Origin of the sequence: Glaciecola punicea (assembly GCF_001756615.1) — a bacterium.
In the GTDB taxonomy this organism is placed as follows: domain Bacteria; phylum Pseudomonadota; class Gammaproteobacteria; order Enterobacterales; family Alteromonadaceae; genus Glaciecola; species Glaciecola punicea.
The window spans coordinates 289,814-309,620 of record NZ_LZXY01000002.1 but is presented as its reverse complement, the minus strand read 5'-3'; the positions used below and the strand labels follow the sequence as shown (position 1 = coordinate 309,620).

Below are 19,807 nucleotides of genomic sequence, written 5' to 3'. Positions count from 1 at the left end.
ACAGTTGGTGAGAAGCACAAAACGCGTCTTTCACCAACGGCTATCATACTAGACAAGCAAAACGAGAAGCGACGGCGTGTTTACTTTGCAAATACCGCATTCAAGTGCGCCGCAATTCTAACGCCAGCTTGCTGCAAACGCAGCGTCATGACCGGTGTATGATCATACAAATACTGCCACGATAAGACTTCCCCGTCGGGATAAATGGTATCCCTGATTTCAACGCTTTCTTGAATATACACGAGTGGATCTGTCGTTTGCCAAGCCGCCGCTTTTTCAGCGGAAATTTTGGGCGCTAAGAACTTATACCATTCAGTATATGACAGCTGCTTGCGATCAATTAAGCCCGAGTCCCATACACGATGTAAATTAGAATCTTCCCAAAAAAACTCAACTTTCACATCGTTAGCGCCGCGATCGTTACCGTTACCTGCGTGTAGGGGCTGATGCAAATCGCCAATAATATGCACAACCATCTTCAGCGCTAGCTGTTTGTCGGCCCGCGATGACTGCGGATCTTGTAGCGTTTTGGTGTACATTTCAATAGCGGTAAGGGAATCGCCTTCTTCTGGGGCACCTACCTCAACGTATGTTTTGCCCGGCGGCACGGTAACGTAATGGAAGGGGCCAGCTACTTTTTGCCAAAAGTGGGCAGGGTTGGAGCGGTTTTCATCCGCGTAGGTGCTTATTTCAGCTAAACCTTCGTTGTCTAGAATAGATTGTATGGCTGAGCGTGCGCTTATGCTTAAATATAGTTCGGCAATTTGACCGGTAACACGATGCCCTGTTTGACCCCACGCGTTCGCTACCTGTGAATACGCAGATGCGGCTAACATGCCTGCCAATATGAGCGATTTTGCTAATTTCATATGATAGTTCTCTTTTTATATCTCTTTAGGGAATCGATAACCCCAAGGCTTTACTAAGGTTTGGGGTATGTCTAGGTGATTGCTTAAAAACGGCATTTCACGCGGCAACAGTATAAGCTGCCCGCTCTTTTATGACCACGTCGGCGCCTGTTATCGCTAATATTATTGCTTTACCCATCTATTTCTCCTAAGGTATTTAATAATTTCTGGTGAATAGCGCCGAATCCGCCGTTGCTCATGACCAAGATGTGAGTGCCCGCTTGTGCCGATTTAACAACCGCATCTACAATGGATTGTACTGTTTTGTGCGGTATTACCAACGTCTTACTGTTGTTAATAACATCGTTGAGCGACCACGTTAAATGCGCAGGCTCGAGCAGGTGCACTGAATCTGCCTCTTCCCACGCCGTTGACAATGCATTCTTATGCACGCCTGTACGCATGGTATTAGAGCGAAGTTCAAGTATGGCGACAATCTTCTGCTTACCTACGCTGGCGCGTAAACCCTGCAGGGTCGTTTTAATTGCCGTGGGGTGGTGAGCGAAGTCGTCGTAAACAGTAATACCATTTACCACGCCTTTTACTTCCATGCGGCGTTTTACATTTTTGAACGTCGCCATAGCTGCGACCGCATCTTTTATATCCACGCCCGCATGATGCGCCGCGGCAATCGCCGTTACCGCATTATTCATATTGTGCTCGCCAATGAGCGGCCAGTTTACTATTGTGCTTACCCTTCCTTGAATATCACTGGTGTGGGTGAGTAAAAACTCACTGCAGTTGGGGCTTATTTTAGTGGCCTTATAGCGCGACTCACTAGCGTTTCCTACCAAGCTTTGTTCGCTCCAGCAGCCCATTTCTAACATCGACTGAACATTAGGCTCGTCAGCGGGTGATATTATACGACCATTTCCAGGTACGGTTCTAACGAGATGGTGAAACTGCTTTTTGATGGCGTTTAAGTCTTCAAAAATATCAGCGTGATCAAATTCAAGATTGTTGATCACAAGCGTCCGGGGTCGATAGTGAATAAACTTTGAGCGTTTATCAAAAAAAGCACTGTCGTATTCGTCTGCTTCTATCACAAAAAAGGGAGACTGGCCTACGCGTGCCGATATGCCAAAATTTTCGGGTACGCCGCCTATTAAAAATCCGGGCGCTAAGCCAGCCGACTCCATAATCCAGGCCAACATGCTGCTAGTTGAGGTCTTGCCATGGGTGCCTGAAATCGCTAGCACCCACCGATCTTTTAGTAAATTTTCTAGTAGCCACTGAGGCCCGCTAGTATACGCCAAGCCTTTATTCAAGACATATTCTACTGCGGGGTTTGCACGTCCTAATGCATTGCCAATGATGACCATGTCGGGTGTAGGCGTAAACTGACTGTCATCGTAGCCTTGGAATAGGGTGATATCAAGCTGCTCTAACTGGGTGCTCATGGGGGGATAAACATTATGATCAGAGCCGGTGACGGTATGGCCCACGCTTTTAGCAATGGCAGCGATACCGCCCATAAATGTGCCACAAATTCCTAGTATATGTACGTGCATGTTTTATATTGTTTAATGAATAATTCACTAAGTGTAGCAGATGAGTTGAGCAAGCCGAAATAACTGTTTTTAATCGCTTGGTAACCCAGTTACACTATAGAAGCATGAGACTAAAGTGTTTGACTTTTTTTCATTGGTTTAGTCCATTTTGTGGTCAAGTTATGCCATAATTTATTTGATTAACAATTCAACACCCCATTTTACATAGGAAACGTTTACTAATGAAACGACTCAATTCGCAATTACAGCATGACGGTGCGCCGCTGGAATTAGTATTACTTATTCGCACGCTGCTAGCTGCCTGTAAAGAAATTTCTTTTCGAGTGAGTCAGGGCGCGCTTGCGGGTGTGTTAGGGTCAACCTTAAGCGAAAACGTGCAGGGTGAAACACAAAAGAAACTAGACGTTATTTCTAACCAGATATTAAAAGACATATTGTCAGAGTCGGGTTACGTAAAGGCTATTTCTTCTGAAGAAGAAGAAAGCGTGGTGCCCTGTTCACCTAACGGTAACTACTTAGTTAGCTTTGACCCTCTAGATGGCTCGTCAAACACTGAAATTAATAGTCTTATTGGCACTATATTTTCAATCGCGCATGCCCCGCAGTGGATGGAAGCCGACGACCCTTCGGCATTCTTGCAGCCGGGAACGCAAATGGTTGCAGCGGGTTATGTGCTATATGGCCCCTCTACTATGTTAGCCATGACAACCGGTCGCGGTACGCATTTATATACCCTAGATAAAACTCACGGCGGCTTTCTACTCACGCATCCTAATGTGAAAATACCTGTGCAAACCAGTGAATTTTCTATCAACACGTCTAACCAACGCCATTGGCAAGAGCCCATTCAAAGCTACGTAAGTGAATTATTAGCCGGTAGCGAAGGGCCGCGTGAAAAAGATTACAATATGCGCTGGGTTGCTGCCATGGTAGGCGACGTTCATCGGGTGCTTTGCCGCGGCGGTATTTTCATGTACCCTTTTGATAAGCGCAATCCACAAATGCCAGGTAAATTACGTTTATTGTACGAAGCAAATCCCATGGCGTTTTTGGTAGAGCAAGCCGGCGGTTTAGCCTCTACCGGTAGTGGCCGTATTATGGATGTAATGCCTGAGGAAATTCACCAGCGCGTTCCCGTTATTATTGGGTCTAAAGAAGAAGTTGAGAACTGCGTGGCGCGTTTCAAGTAGCCAAGCAGCAAGGCTGGCTACTCATGGTAGTTGGCTATATACATTATTAATTGAGTATTACACAAAGGAAAAAAAATGAGTTTGAACAACGTACCGGCTGGTGAGAACTTGCCTGATGAAGTATTAGTGATCATCGAAATACCCGCATATTCGGCTCCTATAAAATATGAAGTAGACAAAGACACAGGTGCTTTGTTTGTCGATCGTTTTATGGGTACCTGCATGCAGTATCCACTTAACTATGGCTATGTAAACAACACTTTGTCTGACGACGGTGACGCAGTTGATGTACTCGTCATGACGCCGCATCCTCTTATTGCAGGTTCGGTCATTAAAGTACGTCCTGTAGGCGTATTAAACATGACTGATGAGTCGGGCATAGACGCTAAAATAATTGCGGTGCCGGTAGATAAGCTATCTAAAATTTACTCAGACATCAAAGATATTGACGATGTGCCTGAAATCACTAAAAACCAGATTGAGCATTTCTTCTCGCATTACAAAGATTTGGAAAAAGGCAAGTGGGTCAAAATTGAAGGCTGGGCAGGTATAGATGCCGCCAAAGCTGAACTTGTGTCAAGCGCTGAACGCTACCAAAAAGATGCAAAATAGTAGGCTTAAGCACTTCTATATTAGTTTAAAAAAGCCCGCCTCGCGGGCTTTATTAACTATGCACGCTTAGCACCCTATGCAGGACGCTTTGCCTTAAGCATTGGCGCTAAAAAACCGCCCGTATACGATTTTTTACTCTTCGCTACGCTTTCTGGCGTACCTTGTGCAATAATTTGGCCGCCGCCTGAACCGCCTTCAGGACCTAAGTCTATGACCCAGTCTGCTGTTTTTACAACGTCTAAATTGTGCTCAATAACCACAACCGTGTTGCCATGATCTCTTAGCCTATGCAGTACCTGCAGCAGCTGCTTTATATCGTGAAAATGCAGGCCGGTGGTGGGTTCATCTAAAATATAAAGCGTTTGGCCGGTGTCACGTTTTGATAGCTCTTTGGCTAACTTAACGCGCTGCGCTTCTCCGCCTGAAAGCGTAGTAGCCGATTGACCTAAGCGTATATAAGAAAGCCCTACATCCATCAAGGTACGAAGTTTGCGGGCGATTGAAGGGATCTTTTCAAAAAACGCATGCGCGTCTTCAACCGTCATGTCGAGCACTTCATGGATATTCTTATTCTTAAACCGTATTTCGAGCGTTTCTCGGTTATAACGCTTGCATTTGCAGACGTCGCACGGCACATATACGTCGGGTAAAAAGTGCATCTCAACCTTTATTAAGCCATCTCCTTGGCAGGCTTCACAGCGTCCGCCTTTTACGTTGAAACTAAAGCGGCCGGGCTTGTAGCCACGTGAGCGCGCCTCTTGTGTGCCTGAGAATATTTCACGAATAGGCGTAAATAAACCCGCATAGGTTGCTGGATTTGAACGCGGCGTTCGGCCGATTGGACCCTGATTAATGTCGACCACTTTGTCAAGATGTTCTAAGCCCGTCATTGACTTATACGGCGCGGGCTCATTCACCGTGGCGCGATTAAGTTCGCGCTGGGCAATGCGATAAAAAGTGTCGTTTATTAAAGTTGATTTACCCGAGCCCGAGACGCCGGTGATACAAGTCAGCAAGCCAGTGGGTATTTTAAGATCTACATTACGTAAGTTGTTGCCAGTGGCCCCTTTTAGCTCTAACCAATGTTTGTCTGCGGTGGACGTGCGTACTTTTGGTATTTCTATCCGTTCGATGCCTGCAAGATATTTCCCCGTGAGTGATTCAGGGCACGACATAATGTCTTGCAAGCTGCCTTGTGCGATTATTTCACCGCCGTGTATGCCAGCGCCAGGGCCAATATCTACGATGTAGTCGGCTTCTTTGATGGCGTCTTCATCGTGCTCTACCACTATTACGGTGTTGCCTAAGTCGCGCAGGTGGCGAAGTGTTTTGAGCAAGCGCTCGTTGTCGCGCTGGTGCAAACCAATTGAAGGTTCGTCAAGCACGTACATAACCCCTACAAGTCCAGCTCCTATTTGGCTAGCCAGACGAATACGCTGGGCTTCGCCGCCTGACAAAGTGTCGGCGCTGCGTTCAAGCGACAAGTAATTAAGGCCCACGTTAATTAAGAAATTAAGTCTATCCATAATTTCTTTTAGAATTTTATCAGCAATAGCGGCGCGCTGACCGCTTAGTTTAAGGTCGCGGAAAAAGTTAAATGCTTCTTCAATCGACATGTTAGCGATGGCAGGCAAGTTCGTTTCTTGTATAAATACGTTGCGCGCTTCTAAACGCAAACGCGAGCCTGAGCAGGCAGTGCAGTGCTGGTGGCTCATGTACTTAGCGAGTTCTTCGCGCACGGTGTTTGACTCGGTTTCTTTATATCGGCGCTCCATATTAGGGATTATCCCCTCAAACGGATGCTTGCGCTCCATAATGTCGCCGCGTTCATTTATATATTTAAAGGTGATTGATTCGCCTTTTGAGCCGTTTAGCACAATGTCTCTGGCAGATTTATCTAAATCTTTAAAAGGTATTTTTAAGTCAAAACTGAAATGCTCGGCTACCGACATCAGCATTTGAAAATAGTAATAGCTGCGCTTGTCCCAACCACGAATAGCACCGCCCGACAAACTCAGCTCGCTGTTTGACACAACTCGATGTGAATCGAAAAACTGTTTTGTGCCCAAACCATCGCAGGTTTGACACGCTCCTGCGGGATTGTTAAATGAGAAGATCCGAGGCTCTAGCTCAGAAATACTGTAGCCGCAGTGTGAGCAGGCAAAATTAGCCGAAAACACAATCTCGTCTTGATCCTTGTCATCCATGTAAACCACTTTTACCGTGCCTGCGGATAGCGCTAATGCGGTTTCAAAAGACTCAGTTAAACGCAGTTGTAGATCGTCACGTACTTTGAAACGGTCTACAACGACTTCGATAGTATGTTTTTTGCGCAAATCTAGGTCGGGAGGATCGGATAAATCACATACTTCGCCGTCGATACGGGCGCGAATGAAGCCTTGTGCGCTTAAACTTTCTAGGGTTTTTGTATGTTCACCTTTTCGCTCTTGCACTACCGGTGCAAGTAACATTAACTTGGTGCCTTCTTTAAAGGTCAGCACCTTGTCGACCATTTGACTGATTGTTTGTGCATCTAAAGCCACTTTATGCTCGGGGCAACGCGGTGTGCCAACGCGAGCAAACATCAAGCGTAAATAATCATAAATTTCGGTAATAGTGCCCACGGTTGAACGAGGGTTATGCGAAGTAGACTTTTGTTCTATCGAAATAGCGGGAGATAAACCTTCAATGTGATCGACATCGGGTTTTTCCATCATGGACAAAAACTGCCTAGCATAGGCCGAAAGACTCTCAACATAACGGCGCTGACCTTCTGCATATAAAGTGTCAAACGCTAGAGAAGATTTTCCCGATCCTGATAAGCCTGTAATGACAACGAGTTTATTGCGAGGAAGGGTTATGTCGATATTCTTGAGGTTGTGCGTGCGCGCACCGCGAACTTCTATGTAATCCATGTTTGCTAAAAATACACCTTTCTAAAGTAATCAAATATTATGTCACAGCTTTCTTAAAAATGATGCTTTTGTTAAACATCCTTCATCTAAACAAAGTGTACACTTTGGTTACAGTAACCACTTTTTATTGATATCTATAAATTGAGTCGCGCTTTGTATGAGTGCGTTGGCGCTAAGGTTTAATACACCGTATACCGAGGTTTTACAGCCATACTTGCGAGTAATGGTGTCTAGTAAAATAGCAAAGTCGCCGTCGCCTGATAACAATATAACTTCGTCAACGTGTGGGGCTTGTTCTAACACATCAATGGTTATGCCAACATCCCAGTCGCCTTTGGCTGAGCCATCGCTACGCTGAATAAACGGCTTGAGTTTTACCTCAAAGCCTATATGTTTCAGCGCACTTTGAAATTTCATTTGTTGGGGATCGCCTCGGTCAATAGCATAGGCATAGGCCGATACAATGTCATTATGTAAACTCAGCTCGTGCATAAAAGCGCGGTAGTTAAATGGCCGGTTAAAGGTGTCGCGGGTGGTGTAGTAAATGTTTTGAACATCGGCAAAAATCGCTATTTTGTGCAATGGATAGGTTCCTCATTGATGTGGGGCTTTGACATACTAACTGTAATTAGTGAACTAAGGGTGCCATGTCTGTGTGCTTTACATTTACTAGCTTGCCAGTATGCGTGCAATACTATTAATATGCACCACAAAGGTCTACCATATATGGTGACACATTGTTACACAATCTTTTGATCACATAGGAAGCTTTTGCGCTAAATGGAAGCAAATTCACTGACTAAATCTGAATGGCAGGCTGGCATAAGTTTAGCCTCGGTCTACGTGTTACGTATGCTTGGTCTGTTCATGGTAATTCCGGTTATTGCAGTAGCCGCGCAAGAATACCCCGACTATTCGCCGCTGTGGGTTGGTTTAGCCATAGGCGGCTACGGACTAACACAGGCTATTTTTCAAATCCCAATGGGCCTGCTCTCGGACAAGTGGGGACGTAAGCCCATTATTTATATTGGGCTCGTTTTATTCGCTATTGGTTCATTAATAGCGGGCTTGGCAGACAGTATGTGGTTACTCACTATTGGCCGAATAATACAGGGTAGTGGTGCTATTGCCGGCGCTATAATGGCCTTGGCTACCGATGTTACGCGTGAATCACAGCGTACTAAGGTAATGGCTTTAATTGGTATTTCAATTGGGTTTTCTTTTTACATTGCTTTGTTACTAGGTCCTGTGATTGCGGCGAGCTTTGGTCTGCAGGGCATTTTTTTGATTACTGCTGTATTTTCTCTGTTGTGTATTCCACTGGTGCGCCTAGGCATCGACAATAAGGCCTATCAGGCGCCGTCGGGCGATGCGCTACCAAAGACAAAGCTGCTGGGTAGTTTATTTAAGCATCCTCATTTATGGCGGCTAAACTGGTCGGTATTAGTGGTGCATTTGCTAATTACCTGCTTTTTTGTGCAGGTGCCAGTTATGTTAATTAGCATAAATGTGCCCTTAAGCGAGCATTGGGCGCTTTATTCTTTGGTACTGTTTGCCTCGGTAATAGGCCTTATAGGCTTGATAAAAATGGCTGGTAAACTGCCCGTTAGTATCAGTTTTAGGGTAGCGCTGTTGTTTATGGCCAGTGCATTTGCTTTGTTACTCATTCTTTCGCCTAGCTGGTCTGGCATCGCGATGGCGGGAATATTGTTCTTTACCGGCTTTAATTTTTTAGAGGCAAAAATGCCGGCAATGGTGTCTTCAATATCCCCCGCTGGCAGCAAAGGCAGTGCCATGGGTATTTATGCGAGCCATCAGTTTTTAGGGGCGTTTTTAGGCGGTGTACTTTCAGGCCTTTTGAACAGCTATTTCTCACCTGAATATACCTTTATTATGTGCTTAGTCGTTATCTTTTTGTTAAGCTTAATAGCCTCAGGCCTAGCTTCTAGCACGCTGCAAGTACAGCGCGTCACACTAAGGCTCGAAAATAGACATAAAGACGCGCAAAGCCTGCAGCTTTTACGCGACAAAATTAACAGCATGGCAGGCGTGCAAGAAGTACTAGCCGACCCTGAAGAAAATGCTATGTATTTGAAAGTAGACGCTAAAATATTTGAAATGGACGTAGCTAACGCGCATATTAAAGCACAGATTTAAAACCAGATTAATAAAGGAAACATCATGGCCTCACGAGGTGTAAACAAAGTCATCATTGTAGGTAACTTAGGTAACGATCCTGAAATACGCTACATGCCAAACGGAAACGCAGTGGCTAATTTGAGCATTGCCACCAGTGAAAGCTGGAAAGATCAGCAAGGCGCGCAGCAAGAACGCACAGAATGGCACAAAGTAACCATGTACCGCCGTTTAGCTGAAGTTGCCGGTGAATATTTAAAGAAGGGTTCACAAATATTCGTTGAAGGAAAACTACAAACCCGCAAATGGCAAGACCAGCAGGGTAACGACCGTTATACAACTGAAATCATTGCTGACAACATGCAAATGATGGGTGGCGGCGGCGGTGGCGGTGGGGGTAACCAAGGCGGCGGTCAAAACGCACAAGGCGGCGGCTACCAGCAGCGTCCGGCGCAGCAAAGCAGTGGCGGTCAAGACAGCTACGATCAAAGTAATGATCAGCAAAACTCGGGCGGCGGTCAAGGTGGATATAAGCAAAACCCACAAAAGCCCCAGCAAGCGCCCCAGCAGGCACCTAAAATGTCTGAGCCAGATATAGATTTTGATGACGATATCCCGTTTTAATTTGAAAGAAACTTAGATTAGTAGGGTAAGATTATTTAAAACCCCTTTGTTCTTTATTTTTACTAGCCTACAGCTAGGATTGATAAAAAAAAGGGGTTTTTTTGTACATTAAAAGAGGCTTTTAATTGTTGGTTAAAATGTGAAGCGAAGCGGAAACTAACCAACTGTCAAAAGTCCTGCTTGAGTGGCTTGTATGGATAATAACTTAACACCGCTACACGTTATTGTTTTGGAAAATCATCACTCTTGGCGAAAAGAGTATAACCTTCAACCATTGCACGTACGCATTTCCCGGGCGTTGGGCCACCATTCCAAATTCCTATACATGGGACTTCAATTAATTCTGGGTTTTTTATCTTAACCCATTCTCTCGCCTGCCAAAAAACCTCCAAGTCATTAGAGCTTGTTTCTACTGAAATAATTTTCGAACCAGAGAATTTAATTTTGAAGGTATCTGTAACATTGAAATCAATACCTAAAGCAAGCATAAGATCATCTTGAACTTTTATAGAGCAACTTATAATCTCTAACTTCTTTGCTAAACATGGCTGACGTTTTATAATTTTGTAATTACCGCCTTCTGCCCACCCTTGATAAAATAGGACATAGGGAATCGAACCTTGTGCAAATGTTAACTCGGCTTCTAGTCGATCTTTTTCAAATGAATAAAAGGCATCAATCAGACTTTCAGATTTTTGCAATTCATTATGACGTATAGATTCATCTTCTGCGTTTGCAAGTTCGCACGTGAATAATAAAAAAATGGCAAAATAAAAGTAACAAACAGAGCGCATATTAGTAGTCCTCTTTTTAATTGAATTCCAAAACTTTAAAGAGTGCCCCGCTTATCGGTGGAGTGACTCTGAAATATAACGCCTATAATAACGTGAAAAGAAGAGCGAGCGCGAGTTTTTTTCACAGAAAGCAAAGCGAACGATGTTTATTGTTTTGTTAGGTTTCATAGTTTAATCAATATTAGGGGGAAGTAATAAAATCTTCACGAACATACCAATTACCAAACATATTGGAAGAACAAGTTTTGTAATGTGTATTCCCAACAACATTTTCCTTACCCCCAATTTTATCGATTTCATTACTGGTAATTCAACCACAACAAGCTTCCCTTTGAATTTAGCCGCACTAAGCTCTAATACAACGGCTTCAAGCGCGCTCAGTTTTAGCAATGTCACACGCCTAAACGGGCGCAGGGATGCAGCCACACGCACCACGCAAACTATTTCGTTTAATGGCGTAAACCGACAATACTTCAGATTTTCCAGCACCGGTTTTTGTGAAACAAGCGTTAATGTCGTGAGCAGAACCTTGTCGGTTTATGCGATACTCAAAATCATTTTGTAAAAATGTGTAGTGCTATGCTCTGTCAACATTAATGCGTCTTTACTGCTTGCTAGCGAAGTCATCTCGTATACCTTCAAAATTCCTTTGTCTTCGGTATTTACTTAAGCCCAACGCTATGGAAATGAAAAGACTTAGGTTACAATAGTACCGTTTATTCACATTATAATAATAAAGGCACCCCATGTTCAAAAAGCTTCGAGGCATGTTCTCAAACGACTTGGCTATCGACCTCGGTACCGCAAACACCCTTATTTATATTAAAGACAAAGGAATAGTGCTTAACGAGCCTTCGGTTGTCGCCATTCGACAAGAGCGCCATGCTGGGCCTAAAAGTCTCGCGGCTGTTGGACATGAAGCAAAACAGATGCTGGGCCGAACCCCGGGTAATATAAAAGCCATTCGGCCCTTGAAAGACGGTGTAATTGCCGACTTCTATGTGACTGAAAAAATGCTTCAACATTTTATTAGACAAGTCCACGATAACAACTTTTTGCGCCCCTCACCTCGCGTGCTGGTGTGCGTGCCGTGTGGATCTACCCAAGTTGAGCGTCGTGCTATTCGTGAATCAGCCCTAGGTGCAGGCGCACGTGAAGTATTCCTCATAGACGAGCCCATGGCTGCCGCGATAGGGGCTGGTCTGCCGGTTTCTGAAGCGACTGGTTCCATGGTGGTTGATATTGGCGGCGGTACCACCGAAGTGGCGATCATTTCTTTAAACGGCGTGGTATATTCGTCTTCAGTGCGTATTGGCGGTGACAAATTCGACGAAGCCATCATTAATTATATTCGTCGTAACTTTGGTTCATTAATTGGTGAAGCCACCGCAGAGCGTATAAAACATGAAATTGGCACGGCCTATCCAGGGGAAGATGTAAAAGAAATTGAAGTGCGGGGACGTAATCTAGCCGAAGGAGTACCGCGTGGTTTCACCCTTAACAGCAATGAAATTTTGGAAGCCCTGCAAGAACCACTTTCCGGTATAGTTAGCGCGGTTATGGTGGCGTTGGAGCAGTCTCCGCCCGAACTCGCGTCAGATATTTCTGAACGCGGCATGGTTCTCACTGGCGGTGGCGCTTTGTTAAAAGACATTGACCGTTTGCTAATGGAAGAAACTGGCATTCCGGTGGTTATTGCAGACGATCCGCTCACCTGTGTAGCGCGCGGCGGCGGTAAAGCCTTCGATATGATCGACATGCACGGCGGCGACTTGTTTAGCTACGAGTAGGCCACGCCTATATGAATGAAGTATTCGCCCGCGGCCCTTCCTTACTAACACGCTTATGTATAGTGCTCATGCTAAGCGTTGGGGCTATGGTGATCGACACCAAAGTGGATAATTTGTCAACTCTGCGCACCTACCTTACTTCTTTGGTGAGTCCGCTGCAGTACATTGCCGATTTACCCGGAGGGCTCCTTGATTGGAGCGCCTCTCGCTTTAATTCTCGTCAAAAAATGCTTGAAGAGAACTCACGTCTGACTAATCAGATTACTCTCATGAATGAAAAACTTCAGCGTTTTGTTGTGCTTGAAGACGAGAATAATAACTTGCGAGAGTTACTCGATGCCCCCGTGCGCGAAGGTATGTATAGGATGATTGCGGAGTTAATGGCGGTAGACAATAATCCGTATAGCCATCAAATAGTGATTAACAAAGGTGCTATTCACGGTGTTTACGAGGGCCAGCCGGTGCTAGATGACACGGGTGTTGTGGGGCAGATTGTTGAAGTTGGTACCACCAACTCGCGGGTGTTACTCATATCTGATATAACGCACGCTATTCCGGTGCGCATAAGTCGTAATAATATTCGCATGATTGCCAGCGGCAGTGGCAGCTTAAACGAGCTAAGCCTCAACCACGTTGTCCACAGCGGTGATATCCAAGAGGGCGATTTATTAATATCGTCAGGTTTAGGCAACATTTTCCCTGCCGGTTACCCGGTGGCCACCATTATTAATATTGTGCGAGACGAGAGTTTACCTTTTGCCAGTATTACGGCAAAGCCTTCAGCTCAATTAGACCGTATTAAATATTTATTGCTACTATGGCCTCCCGACATAGCGCCGGTAGACGCATTAAGTCCTAGCGACGAATTAACGCGAGAGGGCTCTTAAATGCGCGCCAATAAATCCTTTATTTTTATCAGCATTATAATGGGTGTTATCCTGCAGATTATTCCGATGCCGCCGCCAATGGATTTATACCGTCCTGACTGGCTTTTGCTTATTCTATTGTATTGGGCAATGGCGCTGCCAAATAGGGTAAATGTAGGAGTTGCCGGTATTGCAGGGCTTATTCTTGATATTTTATATGGCACGGCTTTAGGCGTTCACAGCTTTGCTTTAGCGGTTCCGGTTTATCTAATGTCGGCTAATTATCAGCGTTTACGTAATTACTCTATGCCTCAGCAAGCAGTAATGGTGCTTGTACTGTCGGCGTTATATCACCTGATTGTGTACTGGTTGGTGTATTTAATCACCGGTATTGAATTTAGCTGGGTGTTTATGTGGCCATGTTTGGCGTCTATGATCCTCTGGCCATGGCTTTTCTGGCTGTTACGAAAATTTCGACGCAACCTTCGGGTTACCTAAATGTATTGTTTGCCGGTTGTGTTAGCATCAGCATCTCCTAGGCGTAGAGAGCTGGTGGCTTATATTGCGCCTGAGTTGAGTTTTGACAGCGCCGACATAGACGAAACGCCGTCTCCCCATGAAAGTCCGCACGATCTAGTTCTGCGCCTTGCGCTGAGCAAGGCCCAGAGCGTGGCAAAGCGTCATCCTAGGTCTTTAGTGATTGGCTCAGATACGGTGATTAGCGTCGGCGATACTATTTTAGGAAAGCCTTACGACCTTACCGATTTTAGGCGCATGATGACATTGTTAAGTAATACCCAGCATCAAGTTTATACTGGCGTAGCTGTCATTAATACCGTTAGCATGCGTACGTTAAATAAGGTGCTCATCACCCATGTGAACATGGGTGAAATATCTAGTCAAAGCGCACTTAGCTATTGGCAAACAGGCGAGCCACATGATAAAGCCGGTGGCTATGCTATCCAAGGCATTGGTGGCAAATATGTGAAATCTATAAGCGGCAGTATTAGCGCGGTTATCGGTATTCCTATTTATGAAACCAAAGAACTTTTAACACAAGTCAGCGAGTAAATCTCATGAGCGCAGAACTACTAATTAATGTTACCCCTTCCGAGTCGCGCGTTGCGTTAATTGAAAATTCAATTCTGCAAGAAATTCACATAGAAAGACATACGAAAAAAGGCTTAGTTGGCAACATCTATAAAGCCAAAGTAATCAGAGTGTTGCCGGGCATGCAGGCAGCCTTTGTCGATATAGGCTTAGACAAAGCGGCTTTCTTACACGCCTCCGACATTGCGGTATACGATGAACTTGCCGAAGAGGTGAACGCTTCCCAACTTGATAGAAAAGATATTCGTATGCTGGTGCGCGAGGGACAAATCATTGTTGTGCAAGTGGTGAAAGACCCAATCGGTACAAAAGGCGCAAGACTCACCACCGATATTACCATACCGTCACGATATTTAGTGTTCATGCCGTCGGTGACGCACGTGGGCATTTCCCAAAAAATCGAGGACAGCGCAGAAAGAGAGCGATTAAGCGCTATAGTGTCAGGCTTGTGTGACGAAAACGGCGGTTTTATATTGCGCACCGCAGCAGAGGGCGCAGAGGCACAAGAGCTAATTCAAGATGCAAGCTTTTTACGCGCCTTATGGGAAAAAATTCAGTCGCGCAAGCCCGGCACTAAAATTCATATGCTATATGAGGATTTGCCCGTAGCGCGGCGTGTACTGCGTGACTTCGTCGGGTCAAAAATTGATCGGGTAAGGGTAGACTCAAAACTGACTTACACTGAGCTTAGAACATTTACCAAAGAATATGTGCCAGAGGTGTTCGACAAGCTTGAATACTATCAAGGTGACCTGCCAATATTTGATTTGTACGATGTTGAAAACGAGCTTCAGCGTGCCTTAGGCCGGCGGGTAGACTTAAAATCGGGCGGCTACTTAATTATAGACCAAACCGAAGCAATGACCACCATCGACATAAATACAGGGGCTTTTGTAGGGCATCGTAACTTAGAAGAAACTATTTTCAACACCAATATAGAGGCGACGTCGGTGATTGCGCGTCAGCTTCGATTGCGTAATTTAGGCGGCATGATCCTCATCGATTTTATCGATATGATGGAACCAGATCACAAAAAGCGAGTCTTACATTCATTAGAAATTAGCATAGCAAAAGACAGAGCTAAATCGAATATCTACGGCTTCACGGCGCTTGGACTGATTGAAATGACGCGCAAGCGCACGCGTGAGTCTCTTGAACATTTACTATGCGGTGAATGCCCCGCTTGCAAAGGGCGCGGCAGTATAAAAACCATAGAGACTATTTGTTTTGAAATTACGCGTGAAATAGTCAGGGTGAATAAGGCTTACAGCGCTGACAAATTTGTGATTTATGCGTCTGCAATTGTGGCAGAAGCTTTGCTTGGAGAAGAGTCAGATATTTTGGCCGAACTGGAGGCATTTGTTGGGAAACAAATTAAGGTACTTAACGAGCCGCTTTACCATCAAGACAAGTTTGACGTTGTAATGATGTAATGATGTAATGATAACAAAAGCCAGTTGGGGCAGTAAACTAGGCGCTGGCGCGACCTTCATGCTAAAAAAGCTATGGACCTTATTTGCCATTGCTCTGGTGCTACTTGCCTTAATTATGAGCTTGCTGCGCTATTCGCTGCCTTTTTTAAACGATAATAAAGAATACCTTGAAAACTACATTAGCCGTGAATATTCAATAGAGCTAGCCATAGGCGAGTTATTTGCTAGTTGGCAAAACGACGGTCCAGCCATCGTTTTGCGCAATGTCAGCATTAAAAATGGTGACCAATCCCCTTTGGTCCTGAATATCGAAGAAGTGTTTTTAAAAGTCGATTTTTGGGCGTCTATTGTGTCTGGTAAAGTGCAAAGCAATAAGGTTTCACTCAACGAACTAGCCTTAGATATTGATCTCACTCGCATGAAGACGGCTAATTCAGACTTTCCTATTATAGCGGCACTTGAGAACATTTTTCTTGAGCAGTTAAGTAGCTTTGAAGTATCAAATAGCCGCTTAAGCCTCATAAGCCAAGAAAATAATCAAGTCATTGATATTACAAAATTGTCTTGGCTTAACCAAGACAATCGGCATCAAGGCGTGGGCGAATTTACTTTGCAGGATTTTTCTAGCAACAGTGCACGTTTCATACTCGATTTATATGGCAATGTAGATAGCTACAGCGGCACACTATTTGCCAAGGCTCAAGATATAAACTTATCTTCATGGATAAACGAATTTACGGGCTTAGAAGGTAAGCTGGTCTCGAGTAAAGGCAATTTGGAAGTGTGGGCCAACATCAAAAATGGCGAATTACAAAGAATTGACGGACAGATATTACCCACCACCTTTGAATGGGTCACTAAAGAATCGACTTTAAGCAACAGCATTAACGCGCGTTTTGCTGGAATAAAAGATGAAGAAAAATGGGATTTTTCCATCGCTGACTTGCATATTCAAACTCAAGGCAATGATTTTAAAAGCGACATACATGGCCACTTTTCACCGCAGCAAGGCGCGGTTTTTCGCTTAGAACAAGCGCTGTCTTTGAAACCTTTACTGCCGCTGACGAGTCTGTTTTCTAGCGCTTTAGGCGAAACACTTGTAAAGGCCGATGCCGACGCTACTCTGTTTGAGCTGAGTGCTTTAGTTGATCAAAGTGGCTTGAGTTTACAAGCCGAGATTCAAGATATGCACTGGCAAGAGTATAATAAGCTACCGGGCTTTAACAATTTACAGGCCTCTATTTTTTGGCAAGGTAAAAGCGGAAAAGTAGCGCTTAGTAGCCAGGATTCCTTGCTTGCTTCACAGTATTATTTTTCGCGGTCGGTGCCCGTAAAAGCACTTAAGCTACCTTTGCTTATCAATCTAGTCAAAGACCAAGGCGCTATAAGCTTAGCCATAAAAGACGGTACAGCGCTAGTTGATGGATTAGCACTGCTGGTTAACACGCAGTACGCATCTGCCAATAAATTTTTATCGCTGGCGATTGACGTAGAGCCTTTTGCGCTTGCTAAAATACCAGGTTTGCTGCCTAAGCACTTAATGGGCGATGGAACGCGCCGTTTTTTGCAAAATGCCTTTGTGGGCAAGGGTAAGGCAAACGATGCCGACATAATTTGGCATGGAGCCTTATCCAACTTTCCATTTACTGATAATTCCGGCGTATTTCAAAGTTCGGTGGCAATAGAGCAAGCCGACTTTTCTTTTTCCAAGGGTTGGCCTGCACTGACTAAGCTAGACATTGATTTACTGTTTGAAAATAAAAGCCTAAACATGAAAGGTCAAAGGGGATTATTAGACAAAGTCGCCTTAACGAACTTGCAGGCCAATATTGATGCGCTAGATGCCAATGCGCTGCTCACGATTATTGCTGACGGAGCGGCCAGCAGCGCCGATATTACCAGTCTTATGTTGCAAAGCTCCCTTGCCGCGAGCTTAGGTCAACTGCTACACAAAGATGTGTTAGTTGATGGCGACCTAAGCACACAGTTAGCCTTGTATATCCCCTTAAACGATGGGACTAAAACCCGCGTGAAGGGAGAGGTGTATTTAGACAACAATAAGGTTTCTATTCCCGCCATCAATCTTGCTTTTAATAATACCAAAGGCCTGTTAAGTTTTGATAACGAAACCATCCGTATTGACGCCATGAAGGCAACATTGTTTGATCAAGCTGTTAGCATTGATATTAGCGGAAAACAATCAAAAGACAAATATTCTCTCAGCGCTGATATGACTGGTAACTGGCAGGCGTCGCTGCTGGCTCAAAACATAAATGCAGAGCTTGCCGCCTTATTCGATGGGCGTAGCGATTGGCAATTCAATCTTGGTCTTGATCTTATGGCAAAGAATTTCACTTATGACGCTAAGCTTACCAGCAGCTTAGTTGGCATTGAAGCAAAGTTACCTAAGCCCTTTGCTAAAACAGCGCAACGGAATTTACCCTTAATACTTAACGCAAGTGGAGATCGTATAGCGTCGAGCATTACCCTTAGCCTGGGCGATATTGCTTATTTTGACGGGGCACTTGCACATCAAGAAAAGCAGTTTAACCGTGCACATTTATCCTTAGGATCAGTACCCGAAGGTAATCGTGGCCTTGGCTTTAGTATTACTGCCAATCTAGATCGCATAATTGCGCAGGATTGGTATCCCTTCATAAACACATTAACGAGTGGTGTTGACCCTCAAAAAATAAATTTACTAGGGGTCCCTGAGCGTATTTTCATTAATACAGCCAAATTAATTGTTGCAGGAGAGATACTAAGCAACGCGAATATAAATATAAGACGCCTTACAGACCAATGGTCTTTCGATGTGGATGCCAACGAGCTTAAGGCTAACGTTAGCTTATTCGATGATCGTGATGACAAAGGTCTTGTGGTTGATGCCGAATATGTTCGCATTGCAAAAGCGAGCATAAAAAATGAAGAAATTGAAGTAGAAGGTTTGGATGAACAAGACACAGTGATTGATCAGTTCAAGCTTGAGCCACAGTCTTTGCCCCGTATAAATTTTACTTGCAAAGCCTGCGATATCAAGGGCATAAATTTTGGCGAAATAGCTTTTTCAGCGGCCCCTAACAGCAAAGGGTTGAAAATAAGCTCACTTAAGTTTAACAATGAATTTGGCTCTGTAAACACGTCGGGTCAGTGGTACAAACGCAATCAAGATCATTACACCTTTATCGCAGGCGATGTCACGAGTAAGGACTTCGGCGCATTTGTAAGTAAGCTTGGATTTGATGCCGGTATTAAAGACTCCTCTGCGAATATGTCATTTGCATTGACGTGGAAAGATTCACCGATGGATATTGCCTTTGCCAATCTTGATGGTCAACTTGACTGGTCCTTGAGCGATGGCTCACTGACCGAGTTGAGTGATCAAGGCTCGCGCATTTTTACCTTGTTGAGCTTAAACTCCTTAGTCAGGAAACTGTCCTTAGATTTTCGAGATGTCTTTGCCAGAGGTTTTTTTTACGACAACATGAAAGGCTCCATTCAAATTGCCCAAGGCATAGCAGACACGCGTGACACCTTCATAGACGGCGCAGCAGGCGAAATTGAAATATATGGCAACACTAATTTAACCACCCAAGTACTCAACTACAATGTTAGTTTCGCGCCTAATGTAACGGGGAATCTGCCGGTGCTGGTTTATTTTTTTACGGTTAGTCCACCTACAGCGCTAGCCGCGTTAGCACTTGACCAAGTGCTGACATCTGCCAAAGTTATTTCTAATATTAATTATTCAATAACGGGCACAATTTCTCAACCGATATTGGTTGAAACGGGCAGACAAAGCACTGAGGTTGAATTACCGGCCAAAATAGAGGCTATTCCTAGTGGCAACTTGCCTCCTTTTGCACCGCCTACCAACGAAGGTCTGACCGACTTACAAGAGCAAGGCGGCTGAACAAG

At 44.6% G+C, this 19,807-nt stretch carries 16 protein-coding genes; 11 read left to right on the top strand and 5 right to left on the bottom strand.

Annotated elements, in window-relative coordinates; translation table 11 throughout:
* Nucleotides 1-80: 80 nt before the first annotated feature.
* Entirely contained in the window at nucleotides 81-869 is a 789-nt protein-coding gene (locus tag BAE46_RS03660; RefSeq protein WP_070111769.1) for a S1/P1 nuclease, read from the bottom strand.
* A gap of 170 nt (nucleotides 870-1,039) precedes the next feature.
* A complete protein-coding gene (gene mpl, locus BAE46_RS03655) occupies nucleotides 1,040-2,419 on the bottom strand; it encodes a UDP-N-acetylmuramate:L-alanyl-gamma-D-glutamyl-meso-diaminopimelate ligase (protein WP_083256783.1) in 1,380 nt (459 codons plus the stop codon).
* 221 nt (nucleotides 2,420-2,640) lie between these two features.
* Between mpl and BAE46_RS03650 the strand changes: the two genes are divergently transcribed.
* Nucleotides 2,641-3,609 (top strand): class 1 fructose-bisphosphatase, encoded by a 969-nt coding sequence (locus BAE46_RS03650; RefSeq protein ID WP_006002225.1) that lies wholly within the window; start codon nucleotides 2,641-2,643, stop codon nucleotides 3,607-3,609.
* A 75-nt stretch (nucleotides 3,610-3,684) separates the two neighbouring features.
* A complete protein-coding gene (ppa, locus tag BAE46_RS03645; RefSeq protein ID WP_006002223.1) occupies nucleotides 3,685-4,221 on the top strand; it encodes an inorganic diphosphatase in 537 nt (178 codons plus the stop codon).
* 74 nt (nucleotides 4,222-4,295) lie between these two features.
* On the opposite strand, the gene uvrA is transcribed toward ppa, so the two are convergent.
* A complete protein-coding gene (gene uvrA, locus BAE46_RS03640) occupies nucleotides 4,296-7,136 on the bottom strand; it encodes an excinuclease ABC subunit UvrA (RefSeq protein ID WP_006002221.1) in 2,841 nt (946 codons plus the stop codon).
* 108 nt (nucleotides 7,137-7,244) lie between these two features.
* On the bottom strand, nucleotides 7,245-7,718 hold the full coding sequence (locus tag BAE46_RS03635) for a LabA-like NYN domain-containing protein (RefSeq protein ID WP_006002218.1): 474 nt from the start codon (nucleotides 7,716-7,718) through the stop codon (nucleotides 7,245-7,247).
* Nucleotides 7,719-7,916: 198 nt separating this feature from the next.
* Here BAE46_RS03635 and BAE46_RS03630 point away from each other — a divergent pair, with 198 nt between their 5' ends.
* Both BAE46_RS03630 and ssb read left to right on the top strand, forming a co-directional pair.
* On the top strand, nucleotides 7,917-9,293 hold the full coding sequence (locus BAE46_RS03630) for an MFS transporter (RefSeq protein ID WP_006002215.1): 1,377 nt from the start codon (nucleotides 7,917-7,919) through the stop codon (nucleotides 9,291-9,293).
* Between the two features lie 24 nt (nucleotides 9,294-9,317).
* Entirely contained in the window at nucleotides 9,318-9,896 is a 579-nt protein-coding gene (ssb, locus tag BAE46_RS03625) for a single-stranded DNA-binding protein (RefSeq protein ID WP_070111767.1), read from the top strand.
* 221 nt (nucleotides 9,897-10,117) lie between these two features.
* Here the strand turns inward: ssb and BAE46_RS03620 are convergent, their stop codons facing one another.
* Nucleotides 10,118-10,690 (bottom strand): hypothetical protein, encoded by a 573-nt coding sequence (locus BAE46_RS03620; protein WP_006002210.1) that lies wholly within the window; start codon nucleotides 10,688-10,690, stop codon nucleotides 10,118-10,120.
* 250 nt (nucleotides 10,691-10,940) lie between these two features.
* Between BAE46_RS03620 and BAE46_RS14560 the strand changes: the two genes are divergently transcribed.
* The 7 genes from BAE46_RS14560 to BAE46_RS03585 all read left to right on the top strand — a co-directional run bounded on the left by BAE46_RS14560 (nucleotide 10,941) and on the right by BAE46_RS03585 (nucleotide 19,802).
* The gene (locus BAE46_RS14560) at nucleotides 10,941-11,255 is read left to right on the top strand and encodes a hypothetical protein (protein WP_006002208.1); all 315 of its coding nucleotides are present in this window, start codon (nucleotides 10,941-10,943) and stop codon (nucleotides 11,253-11,255) included.
* A 181-nt stretch (nucleotides 11,256-11,436) separates the two neighbouring features.
* A complete protein-coding gene (locus BAE46_RS03610) occupies nucleotides 11,437-12,480 on the top strand; it encodes a rod shape-determining protein (RefSeq protein ID WP_006002206.1) in 1,044 nt (347 codons plus the stop codon).
* A gap of 11 nt (nucleotides 12,481-12,491) precedes the next feature.
* Nucleotides 12,492-13,367 (top strand): rod shape-determining protein MreC, encoded by an 876-nt coding sequence (gene mreC, locus BAE46_RS03605; RefSeq protein WP_006002204.1) that lies wholly within the window; start codon nucleotides 12,492-12,494, stop codon nucleotides 13,365-13,367.
* Complete coding sequence (gene mreD / locus BAE46_RS03600) at nucleotides 13,368-13,844, top strand: rod shape-determining protein MreD (protein ID WP_006002201.1); 477 nt, start codon at nucleotides 13,368-13,370, stop codon at nucleotides 13,842-13,844.
* Between the two features lie 18 nt (nucleotides 13,845-13,862).
* Nucleotides 13,863-14,417: a Maf family protein gene (locus tag BAE46_RS03595; protein ID WP_244884982.1), complete on the top strand. Its 555-nt coding sequence runs from the start codon at nucleotides 13,863-13,865 to the stop codon at nucleotides 14,415-14,417.
* Nucleotides 14,418-14,422: 5 nt separating this feature from the next.
* Nucleotides 14,423-15,889, top strand: coding sequence for a ribonuclease G (gene rng / locus BAE46_RS03590; RefSeq protein ID WP_070111766.1), 1,467 nt, complete (start codon nucleotides 14,423-14,425; stop codon nucleotides 15,887-15,889).
* A gap of 7 nt (nucleotides 15,890-15,896) precedes the next feature.
* Entirely contained in the window at nucleotides 15,897-19,802 is a 3,906-nt protein-coding gene (locus BAE46_RS03585; protein ID WP_006002194.1) for a YhdP family protein, read from the top strand.
* Nucleotides 19,803-19,807: the final 5 nt, after the last annotated feature.

Coding starts and splice junctions, on each gene's coding strand:
- ppa (WP_006002223.1), top strand. CDS start 3,685: ATGAGTTTGAACAACGTACCGGCTGGTGAGAACTTGCCTGATGAAGTA.
- mreD (WP_006002201.1), top strand. CDS start 13,368: ATGCGCGCCAATAAATCCTTTATTTTTATCAGCATTATAATGGGTGTT.
- BAE46_RS03620 (WP_006002210.1), bottom strand. CDS start 10,690: ATGCGCTCTGTTTGTTACTTTTATTTTGCCATTTTTTTATTATTCACG.
- uvrA (WP_006002221.1), bottom strand. CDS start 7,136: ATGGATTACATAGAAGTTCGCGGTGCGCGCACGCACAACCTCAAGAAT.
- mreC (WP_006002204.1), top strand. CDS start 12,492: ATGAATGAAGTATTCGCCCGCGGCCCTTCCTTACTAACACGCTTATGT.
- BAE46_RS03650 (WP_006002225.1), top strand. CDS start 2,641: ATGAAACGACTCAATTCGCAATTACAGCATGACGGTGCGCCGCTGGAA.
- ssb (WP_070111767.1), top strand. CDS start 9,318: ATGGCCTCACGAGGTGTAAACAAAGTCATCATTGTAGGTAACTTAGGT.
- BAE46_RS03630 (WP_006002215.1), top strand. CDS start 7,917: ATGGAAGCAAATTCACTGACTAAATCTGAATGGCAGGCTGGCATAAGT.
- BAE46_RS03585 (WP_006002194.1), top strand. CDS start 15,897: ATGATAACAAAAGCCAGTTGGGGCAGTAAACTAGGCGCTGGCGCGACC.
- mpl (WP_083256783.1), bottom strand. CDS start 2,419: ATGCACGTACATATACTAGGAATTTGTGGCACATTTATGGGCGGTATC.
- BAE46_RS03610 (WP_006002206.1), top strand. CDS start 11,437: ATGTTCAAAAAGCTTCGAGGCATGTTCTCAAACGACTTGGCTATCGAC.
- BAE46_RS03660 (WP_070111769.1), bottom strand. CDS start 869: ATGAAATTAGCAAAATCGCTCATATTGGCAGGCATGTTAGCCGCATCT.
- rng (WP_070111766.1), top strand. CDS start 14,423: ATGAGCGCAGAACTACTAATTAATGTTACCCCTTCCGAGTCGCGCGTT.
- BAE46_RS14560 (WP_006002208.1), top strand. CDS start 10,941: ATGTGTATTCCCAACAACATTTTCCTTACCCCCAATTTTATCGATTTC.